Here is a 16872-nt window from a genome sequence, read left to right as displayed (position 1 = left end):
ATCATTATTAACGATAAGCAAAAAAAAGATAGCTAAAGTATCTTAGCTATCTTCAGGATGATCTATGAATTAATTTTTGCCTTTTCTTTTTTCAGCTAAATCAATTGTAAGTTGTGCTGTACGCTTCTTGTTCAATGGATAACAGAACACAATGATTAGGAACACAATAGCTAGTGTTATTGCAGGTACTAAAGTTCCAAGTGTGTGAATTCCTTGAAGAGTACCAGATGATTGTGCTTGAAGAGTTGAATTATATCCTACTGCCGCAATCACAGCACCACCTAAGCCTCCAGCAACTGCCTGACCAATTTTACGAGCCATTGAGTAGATAGAGTAAACGGTTCCATCTTCACGCAAACCAGTTAAATACTCATGATAATCGATAACGTCTGTAACGAAGGCCCAAATGACAAGGTTGAAGATACCATAACCAAACATGGCAATTGTTAAGACTCCGATAAATTGTGTTGCTGTTAAATTTGGAAGGAAATATAAGAGACCATATACAATAGCCGCAAGTAATAAACCGCCTGAAGCCACTTCTTTTTTACCGAATTTTGCAACTAATGGTCTTACCATTGGCATACCAACAAATACTGCCACTGATTGTAGAAGTCCAACCATACTTAATGCTTTAGCGTTTCCAAAATAATCTTTAAATAAGTAAACGTTTACAGTTCCGATTAACATGAAACAAATCATGAACATTAAGGAAGCAATAAGGAACCAGATTAACGGTCTGTTTTTGACAAGACCTTTCATTGTTTGTCCAAATCTCATCTCTGGTTTTGTTGATTCATCCATCACAATACGTTCAATTGATAATTTATAGCAAGCGATATAACAAGCGAGTGCAAGTACACCAAAAATAATTGCACCTAGTAAGAAATGATTAGCATCTGCTTTATTGTTAACAAACAATATCATAGGACCAACTACGTTAATGATTAAACCTGCTAAGTTTCCACCCATTGTTCTCCAGCTTGATAAAGTTGTACGTTCAACCGGATCTCCTGTGATAACAGATGCCATTGATCCATAAGGAATATTAACTGTACTATACAATGTTCCCCATAAAATATACGTTACATATGCATAAGCCAGATAAAATCCATTAGACATACCAGGAATGTGAACAAACATTAACACACCAACAATAACGAGTGGAAATGACATTCTTAAAATCCATGGCTTAAATTTCCCATTTATTCCTGCTTTTCTTGTATCAATAAAGCGTCCCCAAGAAACGTCTGCTACTGCATCCCACAAACGTGCGATTAGGAATAGCCCGCCTACTGCAGCTGGATTTAAATGATAAACATCCGTATAGAAAACCATTAAGAATGATGCTACTAGAATAAAGAAGAAATCATTTCCCCAGTCACCAAACATATAACCCAGTTTATCTTTCATACCAAACTTTCTGAATTCAGCAGTTGGATTTGTCTCTACTTTTTGTGCCGATTGACCCATTTTTTTCCCCTCCATAATCTTCTTAAGTGTTTGATTTGTGAATTTGGAAACCTTTTCAAAAATACTGAAATAAATAATATAAATTGCATCTCGAGATTCCATTAATTAGTTTAGTAAACTAACTAATTAATGTACTCTTATCTTATCATCCGCTATATAGGGAGTCAACAATTTTTTGTAAGCGTTTGAATAATAAATTTTGCCAATCTTTAAAATGTCTTTTCACTTTCTCAAGCATCTCAATGTCACTTAATATTCATGAACTTCACCAATTGTTCAATATTGACGAACTGTATTTTTTCTATAATTGAAGTAATAAGTATTATTAACTATGAAGGCTGGGACTTAATATGAAAAAATTACTATATGTTACTGCAAACCCAAAAGGTTTAGAGAAATCAAAAGGGCTAAAAATTGGGGAAGCGTTTCTAGAAGTATTTAAGGAAGAACGTCCAGATGTGGAGATTAACAGAATAGATTTGTTTACGTTTGAATTTCCGCAAATGGATGCCGATTTGGTTTCGGCTAGAGGAAAGTTAGCCGGTTATGGATATACACTTGATCAACTTTTAGAATCGGAAAGAGAAAAAATTTTAAAGATGCATGCTCTTGCAGATGAGTTTATTACGTATGACTATTGTGTATTTGTTTCCCCTATGTGGAATTTGAATTCACCTGCAATTTTAAAGGCTTATATAGATAATTTATTTATTTCTGGAAAAACTTTTGTTCATACTGCTAATGGCCCTAAAGGTCTCTTATCTAATAAGAAGGCGATTCATATTCAAACAAGAGGCGGCCAGTATACCGGAACACCAATGCAGGAATTGGAGTCGGGGGATCGATACTTAAAAATTGCTCTCCGCTTCTTAGGAATGGAAGTAAGTGATACTATTGTGGCAGAAGGTTTTGATTTAAATCCGCAAAGAGTACCTGAACTACTGGAAAAAGGTAAAAGAAATGCACAAATAGCAGCAAAAGTATTTGCGAAAGAATTGGTTCAAGTGTAGTACGGAGTCAAGAAAAGCGCAAGCGCCTTGGTCAGCCCCGACAAGCATAAGNNNNAAACTTTTATACTTTCTTATATAAGATAGCTTCCTTTTTGAAGGAAGCTATCTTATTTCACTTTGTTTTCCTAACTGCTTTGTTAAAAATATCAAAATTATAGTATAATTTGAATGCTTTGTCATTATTCGACAAAAATATGGTACCATAACATTCACTTCTATTCTATTTCAGGAGAAATTACATGCTCAAAGATTTCGTCTCAAATGCAGCACTCCTAATTGCTTCTTTTTCTATAATGGGTGTGTTATTTAAAGACAAGCCATTATATCCAACCTCACCCTTATCCTCTAAGCTTTATTGGGGGATATGTTTTGGAATTCTTGGAAATGTTTTAATGTCGTTTTCTATACAAGTTAGTCCGAACATTTATGCAGATTTACGCCACTTGGCGATAGTGATTGCAGGAGCGTTCGGTGGGTATATTCCGGCAATTATTGCAGCCATACTAATCGCTATCGGAAGAATTATACTATTTGGTTTCAACAGTTCTGCTATTCTTCCTGCTAGTGGGGCATTTTTGACAGGAATTGTTTGCGGTTTTATTTCAGCATTAAACATTCATCGCACCGCAAAAGCTTTTATAATGAATCTATGCGGTTTAGTGATCATATCAATTATCTTCATGATCCGTATTGATAATTCAGAAATCCTTAGAAATGTTTTAACCATGCATAATCTTATCTCATTGGCAGGCGGCTTGTTTGGATATCATTTTTTTGTATTTGTCGTCGATTCCAATGAGACTCAGAGTCAATTAAAACATAGCCTTATCAGGGTAAAAGAAACCGAAGAACGCTTTCGTTTACTTGCGGAGTATTCCAGTGACATGATTACCATGCACAATGATCAAGCAGAATATATTTACATATCACCAGCAGTAAGAGAGGTCATTCAATTTGAATATCCCGAGCTTTTAGGAAAAAAATTGGAGACCTTTATTCATCCTGACGATGTTGAACGAACAAATAACATGTTCGAGAGAGCACTGCAAAAAGGTTCAGCCGAATCTACTTATCGCTACCGTTCCAAGTTTGGTGACTATGTTTGGATAGAATCAACTTTAAAAAGTGTTCCTTATCAAGAAGAAGGCGAGAAAAAAGTCATCATCGTTTCAAGAAATATTACAAAAAGAAAACTAACTGAACAAAAGCTCCAAGAAGCGAATGAACTGCTAAACCGATTATCCTATATGGATGGGTTAACAGGAATCGCTAATCGCCGTTTTTTCGATGAAACCCTTCTTAGCGAATGGTCTAATGCACTGGACCATCTTGCACCAATTACGTTAGTTATGTTTGATATTGATTACTTTAAAAAATACAATGATACATATGGTCATTTAAAAGGAGACTGGTGTTTACAGACGATTGCTCAAGCAGTTAATCAATTGTTTCCAGAACATTCACGAGGTGCATTTTGTCGATATGGCGGTGAAGAATTTGCACTGATTCTGCCTTCTGCAAACAGAGAGAATGGGTTGCAAGCAGCACAGCAGATAAAAGATACGGTTCGTTCACTTAAAGTACCTCATAAAAGTTCAGAAATAGCGGATATCATTACTTTAAGCATTGGAATTGCCACCATGTATCCTACCAAATCAATCCTTCCCGATTCATTAATTAAAGAAGCTGATTCTGCTTTATACCTTTCTAAAACAAGAGGCAGAAATACCATTTCTATAAACGAAAAACCTGGTAGGATTCCAACGTGAATCGCTTCCAGGTTTATTTTTTTATATTAACTATGGATATGTCACCTTTTCAAAATATTTTGCGAATTTTGTTGTAACTTGCCAAAATTAAATGTAAAATTTTCCTATGAGCTCATTATGGATGGTGAGAAAATGGAAATCACGAAACACCTTTTCTTCAATCTTTCTCTTATGATTATTTTACTATTTGTTGGTTTATTATATCTTGAAAAAAGTAAAAAATTCTCCCTATCAAAGCCCTCTTACATAGGATTGTTTATTTTAACGATATGGTTATGCATTCAATTTTCCTACGCACCTGTTTCATACGCCAGATTTGATTTACGAATGATTCCTTTAGTTCTTGGCGGTTTATATGTCGGTATCGGGCCTATACTGATCGGAGCCATGGTTGCTATAAGAGGATTTTATGGAATCAATATTGGCTTTTGGCAAACCCTGGCTCTTTATATTCCACTTGCATTTATCCTATGGCGCTTCCACCCTTGGTTTTTTAAACAAGCTCCCGCCCGGCGAATTTTATGTACCATATGCATGGGAATGATCCTTGGTATACTGACAGTGCTGGGTATGAGTTTTGATGTTGCACCGCTCAACCTTGTTGATGCATGGTTTGCTTATCTTGTAATCCCGTCTCTAGGTATTGGCATCATTTCCTATGGAATCGAATTTATAAGAAAGACTAACGAGATGCAGCAAGAGCTTATTAAGGCGGAGAAATTAAAGGCGGTCGAGCAAATGGGGGCTGCTATCTCCCATGAAATTAGAAATCCACTAACAGCGGCAAGTGGATTTGTTCAACTGTTGCAAGACGATTATTTATCAAGACAAAAAAGGAAGGAATATCTAGCAATCGTTAAGGAAGAATTATTCTCGGCTGAGAGGGTTATTCAGGATTACTTGACATTTGCAAAACCCGCACTCGAATCTCTTGAAGAACTAAATGTAAAAAGCGAACTCCGGCAAATTATCAGTATTCTTCAGCCTTTAGCAAACCAAAATTCAGTTGAAATTATCACTGACTTTTCAATAATAGGATTTATTAAAGGAGATGGACAAAAGTTTAGACAATGCTTTGTAAACGTTCTGAAAAATGCGATAGAATCAATGCCACATGGCGGATATTTACATGTTTTTACCGAATATAGTCAAAACGATGTAACCATTAAGGTGAAGGATACCGGGATTGGAATGTCTCCCCAGCAGCTTGAACGGTTAGGGGAACCATTTTATTCTACCAAAGGAAAAAATGGCACTGGCTTGGGCATGATGGTGGTTTATAGCATTGTCAGAGCCATGGATGGATCCATATGGGTGGAAAGTGATGTTGGAAAAGGAACCACTTTTCACTTTCAATTCCCAACCATTCCGATTAAAGGAAATAAACAAACCGGCAGAGTTTAGAATCTGTCGGTTTGTTTTTTGTTTCTTACTTACCAATAAACATCTGGGACCAGTTTTTCCCCGTTTGTTCGAATCCTACCCCAATATGTGTAAAGTTAGAACTTAAAATATTTTTACGGTGGCCTTCACTATTCATCCAAGCGGTTACTACCTCTTGTGGTGTTCGTTGTCCTTGAGCAATATTTTCACCTGCAGACTTATAAGTGACGCCAAAGTCTCTCATCATGTCAAATGGAGATCCGTAGGTCGGACTGGTATGTGAAAAATAATGATTTTGCTGCATATCCACTGCCTTCTTTTGAGCCACACCACTAAGCTGTGTATCGGCTTTTAAGGCTGGCAAACCATTTTTAGTTCTTTGTTGATTGGTAAGATCTATGACCTGTTGGACATATTGACTCACAGTTCCTGACGTAACCGTATTATTTTGATTTTGTGCAGCACCACTTGGTGCTTGGGTCTGCTGCTGTCTAGGTACAGGTGTTGCCTGTTGGGCAGGTGCTTGGTTCGGTGCCTGCCGTGTTGTTTGCTGTTGAGCTGGTGCCTGTGCTGCAGGTCTTTGCTGCTGTGTATTCGTTTGTCCTGGTTGAATAAAGCCAAATTGGAACCAGTTTTTTTGTCTAGGATCCACCGTAATATACTGATATTTCGCATCTCTAATTAAAACGGCTTGAGTGTGTGGATATTGACTGCTATTTAAGTTTGTATAATAGGCAGAAATCGTATCATCGTTATTCCTTTTGACTTTTCGCTTATCATTAAAGAGATTTGTATCTAAATCAGGTTCATTATTGTTACGGTTTGAATAATCCTCTGTAAGTGGTCCGTTATGATCGATGCCATTATCTCGATTATTACGAACATTTACAACACGATTATTTCTGTCATTTGTATCAAATCCGACACGATTGTCTGTACGGTCATTTATATCATTACGGTTATCATTATTACAAGCAGCGAGTCCCATCGTAAGGACTGCTGTTAATAGTAATCCAACTGGTTTTTTTATCAATGGTAATACCCCCTCATTTCAAAAATGTTCTTGCCTTTTTATTGTTGATCTTTTTAGGGAAAGTATTATTGGTAATGTCTGAAAAACCGAAAAGCTTAGGCGCCTTGATCAGGGAAAAAAATAGTTCATACTTTCCTTGGCGCTGTAGCTAGACAATTCTTAAAGCCATTTTTACCATATTTTATCTATCGCACAAGACAAAAAAATTGACAGGAGTATTCTCCTGTCAATTTTTTCAAGCGTATAATTTTGATTCTTCTTTTTGGAAAAAGCTTTTCATCGCATGGAAAACATCTGCTTTTTGCTTGAGTATATAATATCGGAACTGTTCATCCTTGATGTTTTTATAGGCTGACATTAATGTGGAATGGCGATTATATTGATTTACTTCTCCGTAGCCGAACATGTTGGATACTTTCATTAATTCCTCTACGAGCTTCACGCATCTGGCATTGTCGGATGTTAAGTTATCACCGTCAGAAAAGTGGAATGGATAAATGTTGAACTTCCGTGGATTATATTTAGCGTCAATGATTTCTAAGGCTTTTCTATAGGCGGATGAACAAATGGTTCCACCGCTTTCCCCTTTAGAGAAAAAGTCTTCTTCTGTAACTACTTTTGCCTCAGTATGATGAGCAATAAATTCAATTTCTACTGTTTCGTATTTTGTTCGTAAAAAGCGTGTCATCCAGAAGAAAAAGCTTCGGGCCATATATTTTTCCCATATTCCCATACTACCGCTTGTATCCATCATCGCAATCACAACCGCTTTTGAATCAGGTTTCACTACTTCATTCCAAGTTTTAAACTTTAAATCATCCTTGTAAATTGGGTGGAAGGCAGGCTTGCCACTCATCGCATTTCGCTTAAAAGCAGACATCATCGTACGTTTTTTATCGATGTTTCCCATTAATCCGGTTTTCCGGATATCATTGAACTCAATATTTTCTACTAGATGTTCTTGTTCCTCTTTTTTCTTTAAGTTTGGCAGCTCTAATTGCTTAAATAGTGCTTCCTCTAGTTCCATTAAAGATACTTCTGCTTCAAAATAGTCTTCTCCTGCTTGATCACCTGCACCTTGACCCTTTCCTGGCCCCTTTTGCCCGCTCGAACCGTCTCTTGCTACTACGTCACCGACTTGACTCTCACCGTCACCTTGGCCCACGTGTTTGTTTTTGTCATAATTATAGCGAATTTTATATTCGTCCAATGAACGAATTGGAATTTTTACCATATCGCGACCATTAGACATAATAATACTCTCTTCTGTAATTAATTCTGGAAGATTGTTGCGGATTGCCTCCTGGACTTTTTCTTGATGGCGCTGTTGGTCATCGTGGCCTTTACGGTGGAGGGACCAATCTTCTCTAGAAATCACAAATTGATGGTTATCGACAGTCACTATAAACCCCTCCTTATTAAATTAAAAATTTACTCCATACTGCACAATTTTTTAACAAATACATAAAATAACGCGAATGAAAAAAATCAATTAAATGATGGATTACTTTATCCTATGCAGAAGTAGCGAATAATTTACAAATAATTTTGACAATTGGTTGTTTGCCTATTACTTGGACAAGATAAACACAAAGAGAAATTTTTGTCTAAAAGATTGGATTAATAGAAATTTATTTATTGGAAAAAAAGAGACTGACAGTGTTTTATCTGCCAGTCCGTACTATTTTAAACCCAAATTATCTGTTTAGTAAGCTTCCTACATAGCGAAGTAATTCATTTGCTGATGTCGAATTATAGCCATGTTCATCAATTAAGCGAGCGACAACATCATTAATTTTCTTCAATTGCTGCTCATCTGGTGTCTTAGATGAGGTGGTAATCTTAACAACGTCCTTAAGATCAGCAAATAATTTCTTTTGAATCGCTTCCCTGAGCCTATCATGGGAATTGTAATCAAACCGCTTGCCTTTTCTGGCAAAAGCAGAAATCCTGATTAAAATTTCTTCCCTGAAGGCTTTTTTAGCATTTTCAGAGATACCGATTTGCTCCTCAATCGAACGCATTAGCTTTTCATCCGGATTTATTTCTTCCCCTGTTAACTGATCACGCAGCTTTGCTTTATTGCAGTAAGCCTCAACGTTATCAAGGTAATTATCCATTAATGTTTTAGCTGATTCTTCATAGGAGTATACAAACGCCTTTTGCACTTCGTTTTTGGCAATATTGTCATATTCCTTCCGCGCTAATGAGATGTAATTCATATACCGATCTCGCAGCTCAGCCGTAATCGATGGATGCTGGTCAAGTCCGTCTTTTAACGATCTTAATACATCTAAGGCATTTATGGACGGTACTTCTTTACGAATGATGGTCGATGAAATGCGATTAATAACATAACGAGGATCTATACCACTCATCCCTTCATCTGGATATTCGCGTTTCAGTTCTTCCACATCTGCCAAATTAAATCCTTCTACATTCTCACCATCGTAGAGACGCATTTTTTTAAGCAGGTCAATATCGCCCTTTTTCGGTTCCTTTAAGCGGGTTAAGATTGTAAACATCGCAGCAACCTTTAACGTATGCGGTGCAATGTGCACATCCGAAACATCACTCTCATTAATCATTTTTTCATAAATTCTTTCTTCCTGCGACGCCTTTAAATTGTAAGGAATCGGCATCACAATAATCCTAGAATGAAGTGCTTCATTTTTCTTATTAGAAATAAAGGAACGGTATTCTGTTTCGTTCGTGTGAGCAACAATTAGCTCATCAGCACTAATTAAGGCAAATCTGCCTGCTTTAAAATTCCCCTCTTGAGTTAGTGATAATAAATGCCAGAGGAATTTCTCGTCACACTTTAACATCTCTTGAAATTCCATCATACCTCGGTTCGCCTTATTTAGTTCACCATCAAAGCGATAGGCCCTTGGGTCTGATTCTGAGCCATATTCTGCAATGGTCGAGAAATCAATACTTCCTGTTAAATCAGCAATATCCTGAGATTTTGGATCAGATGGACTAAAGGTTCCAATACCAGTCCGCTTATCTTCTGAGAAGAATATTCTTTCCACTAAAACATCTTCAATTCTACCTCCATATTCCTGCTCTAAGCGCATCATGTTCAATGGAGATAAGTTTCCTTCAATCCGAATCCCATATTCCTCAAAGAAATCTGCCCGCAAATGATGCGGAATTAAGTGCAAGGGATCTTCATGCATCGGGCATCCTTTGATGGCAAAAACGGAACCTCTATCCGTATGTGAGTAGTTTTCTAACCCTCTTTTTAACATGGTAACAAGGGTAGATTTACCTCCACTCACCGGACCCATTAATAGTAAAATCCGCTTTCTTACGTCCAGCCTTTTGGCAGCAGGATGGAAGTATTCTTCAACAAGCCTTTCTAGCGACTCTTCTAAGCCAAATAATTGATTACTAAAGAAATTGTACTGCTTCGTCCCTTTAACTTCTTCAATTCCTGCATCTCTGATCATATTATAAACTCGAGAATGTGCAGATTGTGCTACCCACGGCTTTTCCTTCAACAACAATAAATAGTCAGCGAATGTTCCTTCCCAGCGAAGTTTTTCCTCTTCTTCACGGTACCTCTCGATTTTTTTTAAAATGTCCATATGGCCCTCCCCCTGTAGGTTATCAGAGACGATTAATATACTCTATGCACTAAAAGACTTGAACATGCGTAACCATTTCGAGATATTGTCTATCTTTTTTATTTCATTAAAAGGAATATTGCTCTTTTCATTTTAAAATCTTAGGCTATAATAAAATTGTATGTGTCAGAAAAGCGTCCGTTTAGCGGGTTCCACTTATCAAGTAGTCCTTTAGCTAAACAATCTTATTTAAAAACGGGACAAAGGGGGCAGTACATAACATGAATACTTTCATCGTTATTTTAGTAATGGTTACGTTTTTGGCAGCTATCTTCACAGCGGGGTATAACGACAAACCTGGTACTAATAAATAAGAAGAACGTAAAAAATGACTGCCACTTGCTGGCAGTCATTTTTTAGTGTAAATCGAGCTTGTTTTTTTGAATAAACTCTTTCATATACATTCTATTTTGTTTCGAAAGCATATTGGCGATTTGTTGGGTCCAGCGATCCTTTCTTTGCCCGTTTGTTCTTGTCTCATAATAATCTGAAATCAACTGGTCATATTCATCTAGTTGACCATTATATCTCTCCATATCCTGTTCATATTGATCCACATGAAAAACATGTTTAAGCGGAAGTCTTGGCTTTTTATCTGTAATATGAGACGGATAGCCCACTGCAAGCCCAAACAATGGAATCACGCGGTCCGGTAGGTGTAAAAGTTTTTTCACTTCTTCCAAGTTATTGCGAATTCCACCAATGTAACAGATTCCTAACCCTAAAGATTCTGCAGCAATCGCAGCATTTTGTGCCGCCAAGGAAGTATCAATCAGTGCTACCATAAATTTTTCTGTGCTCTCAAGCGATGGGGCCACGTTTTTATGCTCCTTTTCCCCAATTATCGTATGTCGGTAAAGATCTGCACAAAAAACAAAGAAGCAGCCATTTTTCTCTACATATTCTTGGTTTCCTGTTAATTCAGCCAATTTTTTCTTCTTTTCTTTATCATTCACACCAATAATGGAGTATGCCTGAATAAAACTCGATGTTGCTGCTGCCTGGGCACAGGATACGATCGTGTGAATTTGCTCGTCCGTTAAAGGCTTATCCTCAAAATGGCGAATCGAGCGATGGTTGAGAATGGTTGAGATTACATCATTCATAGCAAAAATCCTTTCTTTTTAGCAGATGGAGGCCTTATCTGTTGGCCTCCCGTACTAATTTAATTTAGATTTGGATAATCCTGTTGACGTAATGCTTCGTAAATAAGAATTGCGGCTGTATTTGAAAGATTTAAAGAACGGATATTTTCAATCATTGGAATTCTTAGTGCGGTATCAAGATTATTTTGAAAAATGTCCTTTGGAAGGCCTGTGGTTTCACGCCCAAAAATGAAATAATAATCCTTAGCCGTATCACTATAATCAAAACTGGTAAATTGTTTTTGTCCAAATTTCGTTATATAAAAAAAGGCACCACCAGCATTTTTTTCATAAAATTCATCTAGGGAATCGTAATAAGTGATATTTACATGTTCCCAATAGTCTAAACCTGCCCTTTTTAACATCTTATCGTCTGTAGAAAATCCTAAAGGGCGAATCAAATGTAATTGAGTATTCGTTCCTGCACAAGTCCGAGCAATATTACCAGTATTAGAAGGGATTTGTGGTTGATATAAAACTACGTGTATAGCCAAAAGATTCACCTCATATTAAAACTCTAAAAGCAATTATACCACTCTGTCCCGTGCTTTCAAGAATCATTCATCGATGATGGAATAAAACTTGTATTTGATATTTGGAGTATAGGCCGATGAATCCTCATAGGCCCAGTATCGCATCCGGCTATTATAGGTATGGGCATTCACTAAAGGCATCCCTTTAGCATCCTTACCAGTAACAATAGTGTTATGGTTGAACCTTCCATCCCCTTCAAAATCATAACAAATGACATCTCCCAATATTAACTGGTCCGGGCTGCTGACTTCTTTTGCCCGAAGGCCGCTTCTTGAATTTGATAAATATAGCCTTAAAGAATGAGCTACGGCCCAGCTATAGCTCCAGTTACTATGTTGCAGCCACCAGCCTGCATCCCGCTTTGGATAGCCTCGCATCGGAGCTCCCCCAGCCTGAAGGCATTGAGAGATGAAGTTGGTACAATCATTCTGAAACTTTTTATAAGCAGGATTATAGCTATTCCACCAGCGTTCTGCATATTGAACTGCTTTTAATCGGTTATATTCATAGCTTAGCCGTTCGTCTTGGCTCTCATAAGCCAAGATTCTAGTATCTGTTGTTGGAATATCATCTTGCTCTAGGTTCGGCTTAATTTCCTCATCCATTACTAAGCTATTTTTGTAAAACTTGGCTAACCTTTCTTCCATTTCCTCTTCCATATAAAGAATTCCATTTTGTTTAATTAAATATTGGTAGTGGGCTTGATATTTGACTGTTTGGAACTCATCCTCCTTAGACTCTTCGATGATTTTCCCTGCCGCTTTCACTTTTACAATCTCTGCTGATCGTTTAGCTGCCGAATCCTGTTTTATTTCAGCCTTTGGAAAAAATATTTTATGACTTCGCTTATTAGAAACAAATTGATTTACCCGTTTTTCAAATAAGTCTTGAAGTAAATGCCGCAAGACAATCCACCCCTTTCCCTTCATACATATGAAAGAAGGTTGGATTTAACTATTAAAAAAGAGCAAAACCAATTGGTTTGCCCTTTAATTGTTATAAAAATTTAAGCCTTTTTCTATTTCTGATTGGACCTCGATATCTGTTTCTAGTTCTTTTGCTTTTCTTAAGGCCGCATAAGCTGTTTCACCGCCGATTTTCCCAAGCGCCCAAGCCGCCGTCCCTCTAGTGACCGGACTAGCTTCGGTTTCTAAGACGTCAATTAAATCGGGAACGGCACTTTCATCTTTAAAATGAGCTAGTGCGATAATAGCATTCCTCTGGATTGGCTTCTTTCCTCTCCAAGCTCCTGATATAGAGCCGAACCTTTTTTTAAATTCACGATTGCTTAATTTAAGGATTGGTTTTAATAAGGGTTTTGCCACTACAGGATCGGGTTCCATTTCTTCATGAAAATGAAAGTTTATCCCCTTATTTATCGGACATGCTGTTTGACATGAGTCACATCCATAAACACGGTTCCCTATTTTTTCTCGGAATTCATCGGGAATAAGCTCTTTTGTTTGTGTTAAAAAGGAAATGCAGCGATTGGCATTAATCTGACCTCCCTGTATTAAAGCACCAGTTGGACAAGCATCCAAACACTTAGTACAAGAGCCACAATTGTCTTCAATCGGTGTATCCGGTTCGAAAGGTATATTGGTAATCATTTCTCCTAGATAAACGTAAGAGCCAAATTCCGGGGTTATAATGGAACAATTCTTACCGCTCCAGCCGATCCCTGCTCGTTCTGCTACAGCACGGTCAGAGAGTTCTCCTGTATCGACCATTGATTTTAACTTGGCATTAGGTATTTTAGTTATGATAAATTCTTCAAGTTTAGTGAGCCGATCTCGAAGAATATGATGATAGTCAAGCCCCCATGAAGCTCTACTAAAGATTCCTCTTCTTTCTCCCTTTTTGCTTTCAACCCGCATTGTCATTTTCGCGGGGTAAGCAAGAGCAATGGAAATAATCGACTGAGCACCTTCCAGCAGCATTGCAGGGGTTACTCGCTTATCTATATCAGGCTCTTCGAAACCCGATTGATAGCCTAGTTCCTGTTGTCTCAACAAACGGTTCTTTAATTGGGAAAATGGAGACGCTGTCGTGAACCCAATTTTATCAATACCGATTTCTTTACTATAGGCAATAAGTTCTTTTTTTAATTCATGAATATCCACTGTTATCTCCTCCTTCCGTCTTTGACTTTTATCTATTTAGGTTGTTGAATTATTAGTTTCACATCTATTTATGATAAACTATTTTCATTAAATTTTGGAGGTGGAATGGTTGGAAATTCGTATTTCTACGGAAATCTGCGAACTAATACCCGATTTTAAAATTGGGGTAATTGAATATAGAAATATAACGGTAGGCGATTCTCCACAAATGGTGAAAGGCCGGCTCCAGCTTTTCCAAGAATCAATCTTTTTTGATTTGGAAAACAAGCAGCTAACAGACCTTCCCGGCATAAAGGAATGGAGAAATATTTTTAAAAAAGCAGGGAAGGATCCTAACCGATATCGTCATTCAGCTGAGGCATTATTTAGAAGGATACAAAAGCAAAATTATCTTTCTTCTATCCATAGTGCGATTGATATTAATAATTTTTTCTCCTTACAATATCAAGTTCCCATCGGTGTTTACGACTATGATCTGTTAAAAGCTCCTGTGGTGATTCGGATTGGGAAGGAGGGCGAGGCATACAACGGCTTGAACGGCAGGAGCAACTCCTTGGAGCATTTAATTCTGTCTTCCGATGCAACTGGACCATTTGGAAGTCCGTTTGTTGATTCTGATAAGGCCCCTGTTACGGTAAATACAAGGAATGCCTTGCAAATAATTTATCTGCGTCCGTCATCCAGTGATGAGGATGCTGCCAAGTTAACTGAATCCTTAATGAACATGTTTACACAGGTACATGGAGGAGAAGCTTCATATCAAATTGTTGGATGCCAGTAATATCGGCATCTTTTTGTTTAGGTTGGCTACCGCCAGTAATTCATTCTTAGGCTCTTACGCCAGTTAACGACGTTCATCCGCAGTTTATGTTTGCTGTAAATATAAAAAAACGCAATGCATCGTTCTCTTAATGTAACGATACACTGCGTTAGTTAATATGTATGGAGCGGGTGATGGGAATCGAACCCACTACATCAGCTTGGAAGGCTGAGGTTTTACCAGTAAACTACACCCGCATATATGACAAAATATTGAACGAACTGACTTAATAAATATTACACAAATTGATTTAAGGAGTCAAGTGATTTTCGCAAATTTTGTCGATTTCCCTCAAACTTAATATTTTGAAGGGTCTTTTTTAGAAATAATTTTTTTCTGCTAATCTATTTATCTAATTATTATTCTTAATTTAATAAAAAATACATTCAAACCTAATTTGAGTTAAAACAAAAAAACGTTTCCCACTAGGAAACGTTTTTTCAAACCAACTGATACCGGTGGTCGGGGTCGAACCGACACTCCAGAGGAACACGATTTTGAGTCGTGCGCGTCTGCCAATTCCGCCACACCGGCGTATTATGTTGTTTAAAGCAATGCCGAGGACCGGAATCGAACCGGTACGGTAGTCACCTACCGCAGGATTTTAAGTCCTGTGCGTCTGCCAGTTCCGCCACCCCGGCAAAATATAATGGCTATTGCTTATTTAAAAATTTTGGAGGCGGCAACCGGATTCGAACCGGTGGTAAAGGTTTTGCAGACCTCTGCCTTACCACTTGGCTATGCCGCCGGATATTATGGAGCGGAAGACGGGATTCGAACCCGCGACCCCCACCTTGGCAAGGTGGTGTTCTACCACTGAACTACTTCCGCAAAATGGCTGGGCTAGCTGGATTTGAACCAACGCATGTCGCAGTCAAAGTGCGATGCCTTACCGCTTGGCTATAGCCCAATGCTTATAAGAATTGGTTATATTATGGGGCGACTGATGGGAATCGAACCCACGAATGTCGGAACCACAATCCGATGCGTTAACCACTTCGCCACAATCGCCACAATATAATTGGCAGGGGTAGTAGGAATCGAACCCACACCAAAGGTTTTGGAGACCTTCGTTCTACCTTTAAACTATACCCCTATAAATGGTGGAGGGGGACGGATTCGAACCGCCGAACCCGGAGGGAGCGGATTTACAGTCCGCCGCGTTTAGCCACTTCGCTACCCCTCCACTATAAAAACTAACTTGCCAGCTTCAGGTGCCGGCGAGAGGACTTGAACCCCCAACCTACTGATTACGATTCAGTTGCTCTACCAGTTGAGCTACACCGGCAAAACCTTATAAATGGTGGCTCAGGACGGAATCGAACCGCCGACACAAGGATTTTCAGTCCTTTGCTCTACCGACTGAGCTACTGAGCCATCATATGGCGGTCTGGACGGGACTCGAACCCGCGACCTCCTGCGTGACAGGCAGGCATTCTAACCAACTGAACTACCAGACCGAATTGCGGGGACAGGATTTGAACCTGCGACCTTCGGGTTATGAGCCCGACGAGCTACCGGACTGCTCCACCCCGCGACAATAGAAACTTATGGTGGAGGATGACGGGATCGAACCGCCGACCCTCTGCTTGTAAGGCAGATGCTCTCCCAGCTGAGCTAATCCTCCATTTAATGAAAGTTTTTTTCTATTACGGAAAAATTTGGTGACCCCTACGGGATTCGAACCCGTGTTACCGCCGTGAAAGGGCGGTGTCTTAACCGCTTGACCAAGGGGCCCAATATATTATGGCGGAGAGCAAGGGATTTGAACCCTTGAGACAGGGTTACCCGCCTACACGATTTCCAATCGTGCTCCTTCGGCCACTCGGACAGCTCTCCATAAAATGGCTCCGCAGGTAGGACTCGAACCTACGACCGATCGGTTAACAGCCGATAGCTCTACCACTGAGCTACTGCGGAATAATATTACAGCCTGGCAACGTCCTACTC

General features: G+C 38.6%; 12 protein-coding genes and 17 tRNA genes. 4 read left to right on the top strand and 25 right to left on the bottom strand.

The genetic code is table 11. From position 1 onward, the window contains the following. Positions 1–69: 69 nt before the first annotated feature. Positions 70–1473, bottom strand: coding sequence for an MFS transporter (locus tag COD92_RS11945; protein ID WP_098996373.1), 1404 nt, complete (start codon positions 1471–1473; stop codon positions 70–72). 350 nt (positions 1474–1823) lie between these two features. Between COD92_RS11945 and COD92_RS11940 the strand changes: the two genes are divergently transcribed. From COD92_RS11940 to COD92_RS11930, 3 genes are all read left to right on the top strand, one after another. Further along, positions 1824–2483, top strand: coding sequence for an FMN-dependent NADH-azoreductase (locus COD92_RS11940; protein ID WP_098996343.1), 660 nt, complete (start codon positions 1824–1826; stop codon positions 2481–2483). A gap of 239 nt (positions 2484–2722) precedes the next feature. After that, positions 2723–4252 (top strand): diguanylate cyclase domain-containing protein, encoded by a 1530-nt coding sequence (locus COD92_RS11935; protein WP_098529665.1) that lies wholly within the window; start codon positions 2723–2725, stop codon positions 4250–4252. Positions 4253–4384: 132 nt separating this feature from the next. After that, positions 4385–5656 carry a sensor histidine kinase gene (locus tag COD92_RS11930; RefSeq protein ID WP_098996342.1) on the top strand — a complete coding sequence of 424 codons (1272 nt, stop codon included), beginning with the start codon at positions 4385–4387 and terminating at the stop codon, positions 5654–5656. A gap of 25 nt (positions 5657–5681) precedes the next feature. Here COD92_RS11930 and COD92_RS11925 read toward each other — a convergent pair whose 3' ends face one another. From COD92_RS11925 to queG, 7 genes are all read right to left on the bottom strand, one after another. Next, positions 5682–6668, bottom strand: a complete 987-nt coding sequence (locus COD92_RS11925; RefSeq protein ID WP_306418543.1) for a CAP domain-containing protein — start codon at positions 6666–6668, stop codon at positions 5682–5684. Positions 6669–6903: 235 nt separating this feature from the next. Next, positions 6904–8073: a sporulation protein YhbH gene (yhbH, locus tag COD92_RS11920; protein WP_098529663.1), complete on the bottom strand. Its 1170-nt coding sequence runs from the start codon at positions 8071–8073 to the stop codon at positions 6904–6906. A gap of 292 nt (positions 8074–8365) precedes the next feature. Further along, complete coding sequence (locus tag COD92_RS11915; protein ID WP_098529661.1) at positions 8366–10261, bottom strand: PrkA family serine protein kinase; 1896 nt, start codon at positions 10259–10261, stop codon at positions 8366–8368. Between the two features lie 395 nt (positions 10262–10656). After that, positions 10657–11406, bottom strand: coding sequence for an oxygen-insensitive NADPH nitroreductase (gene nfsA, locus COD92_RS11910; protein WP_098529659.1), 750 nt, complete (start codon positions 11404–11406; stop codon positions 10657–10659). A 59-nt stretch (positions 11407–11465) separates the two neighbouring features. Further along, positions 11466–11939: a tRNA (uridine(34)/cytosine(34)/5-carboxymethylaminomethyluridine(34)-2'-O)-methyltransferase TrmL gene (gene trmL, locus COD92_RS11905; RefSeq protein WP_098996341.1), complete on the bottom strand. Its 474-nt coding sequence runs from the start codon at positions 11937–11939 to the stop codon at positions 11466–11468. Positions 11940–12002: 63 nt separating this feature from the next. Beyond that, the gene (locus tag COD92_RS11900) at positions 12003–12884 is read right to left on the bottom strand and encodes an amidase domain-containing protein (protein ID WP_098529655.1); all 882 of its coding nucleotides are present in this window, start codon (positions 12882–12884) and stop codon (positions 12003–12005) included. Between the two features lie 84 nt (positions 12885–12968). Then, positions 12969–14102 (bottom strand): tRNA epoxyqueuosine(34) reductase QueG, encoded by a 1134-nt coding sequence (queG, locus tag COD92_RS11895; protein ID WP_098529653.1) that lies wholly within the window; start codon positions 14100–14102, stop codon positions 12969–12971. A gap of 109 nt (positions 14103–14211) precedes the next feature. Here queG and COD92_RS11890 point away from each other — a divergent pair, with 109 nt between their 5' ends. Then, positions 14212–14883, top strand: a complete 672-nt coding sequence (locus COD92_RS11890; protein WP_098996340.1) for a B3/B4 domain-containing protein — start codon at positions 14212–14214, stop codon at positions 14881–14883. 162 nt (positions 14884–15045) lie between these two features. On the opposite strand, the gene COD92_RS11885 is transcribed toward COD92_RS11890, so the two are convergent. The 17 genes from COD92_RS11885 to COD92_RS11805 form a co-directional block, all read right to left on the bottom strand. Continuing rightward, positions 15046–15119, bottom strand: a tRNA-Gly gene (locus COD92_RS11885). 256 nt (positions 15120–15375) lie between these two features. Continuing rightward, positions 15376–15456: transfer RNA gene (locus COD92_RS11880), tRNA-Leu, on the bottom strand. 21 nt (positions 15457–15477) lie between these two features. Then, positions 15478–15563 (bottom strand) — tRNA-Leu (locus COD92_RS11875). 33 nt (positions 15564–15596) lie between these two features. Beyond that, positions 15597–15670 (bottom strand) — tRNA-Cys (locus tag COD92_RS11870). Positions 15671–15678: 8 nt separating this feature from the next. Then, positions 15679–15753: transfer RNA gene (locus COD92_RS11865), tRNA-Gly, on the bottom strand. A 4-nt stretch (positions 15754–15757) separates the two neighbouring features. Next, a tRNA-Gln gene (locus COD92_RS11860) sits at positions 15758–15832 on the bottom strand. A 25-nt stretch (positions 15833–15857) separates the two neighbouring features. Next, positions 15858–15933: transfer RNA gene (locus COD92_RS11855), tRNA-His, on the bottom strand. 11 nt (positions 15934–15944) lie between these two features. Further along, positions 15945–16018 (bottom strand) — tRNA-Trp (locus tag COD92_RS11850). Between the two features lie 5 nt (positions 16019–16023). After that, a tRNA-Tyr gene (locus COD92_RS11845) sits at positions 16024–16108 on the bottom strand. Positions 16109–16137: 29 nt separating this feature from the next. Then, positions 16138–16210 (bottom strand) — tRNA-Thr (locus tag COD92_RS11840). Between the two features lie 13 nt (positions 16211–16223). Further along, positions 16224–16299, bottom strand: a tRNA-Phe gene (locus COD92_RS11835). Between the two features lie 6 nt (positions 16300–16305). Then, positions 16306–16382, bottom strand: a tRNA-Asp gene (locus tag COD92_RS11830). Positions 16383–16385: 3 nt separating this feature from the next. Then, a tRNA-Met gene (locus COD92_RS11825) sits at positions 16386–16459 on the bottom strand. Between the two features lie 14 nt (positions 16460–16473). Continuing rightward, positions 16474–16549, bottom strand: a tRNA-Val gene (locus tag COD92_RS11820). A 35-nt stretch (positions 16550–16584) separates the two neighbouring features. After that, positions 16585–16659, bottom strand: a tRNA-Glu gene (locus COD92_RS11815). Positions 16660–16669: 10 nt separating this feature from the next. After that, a tRNA-Ser gene (locus COD92_RS11810) sits at positions 16670–16761 on the bottom strand. A 6-nt stretch (positions 16762–16767) separates the two neighbouring features. Then, a tRNA-Asn gene (locus COD92_RS11805) sits at positions 16768–16842 on the bottom strand. Positions 16843–16872: the final 30 nt, after the last annotated feature.

Source organism: Bacillus sp. AFS037270, from assembly GCF_002585305.1.
Note: the sequence above shows the minus strand (reverse complement) of the source record. Positions and strands in the feature narration are given on the sequence as shown.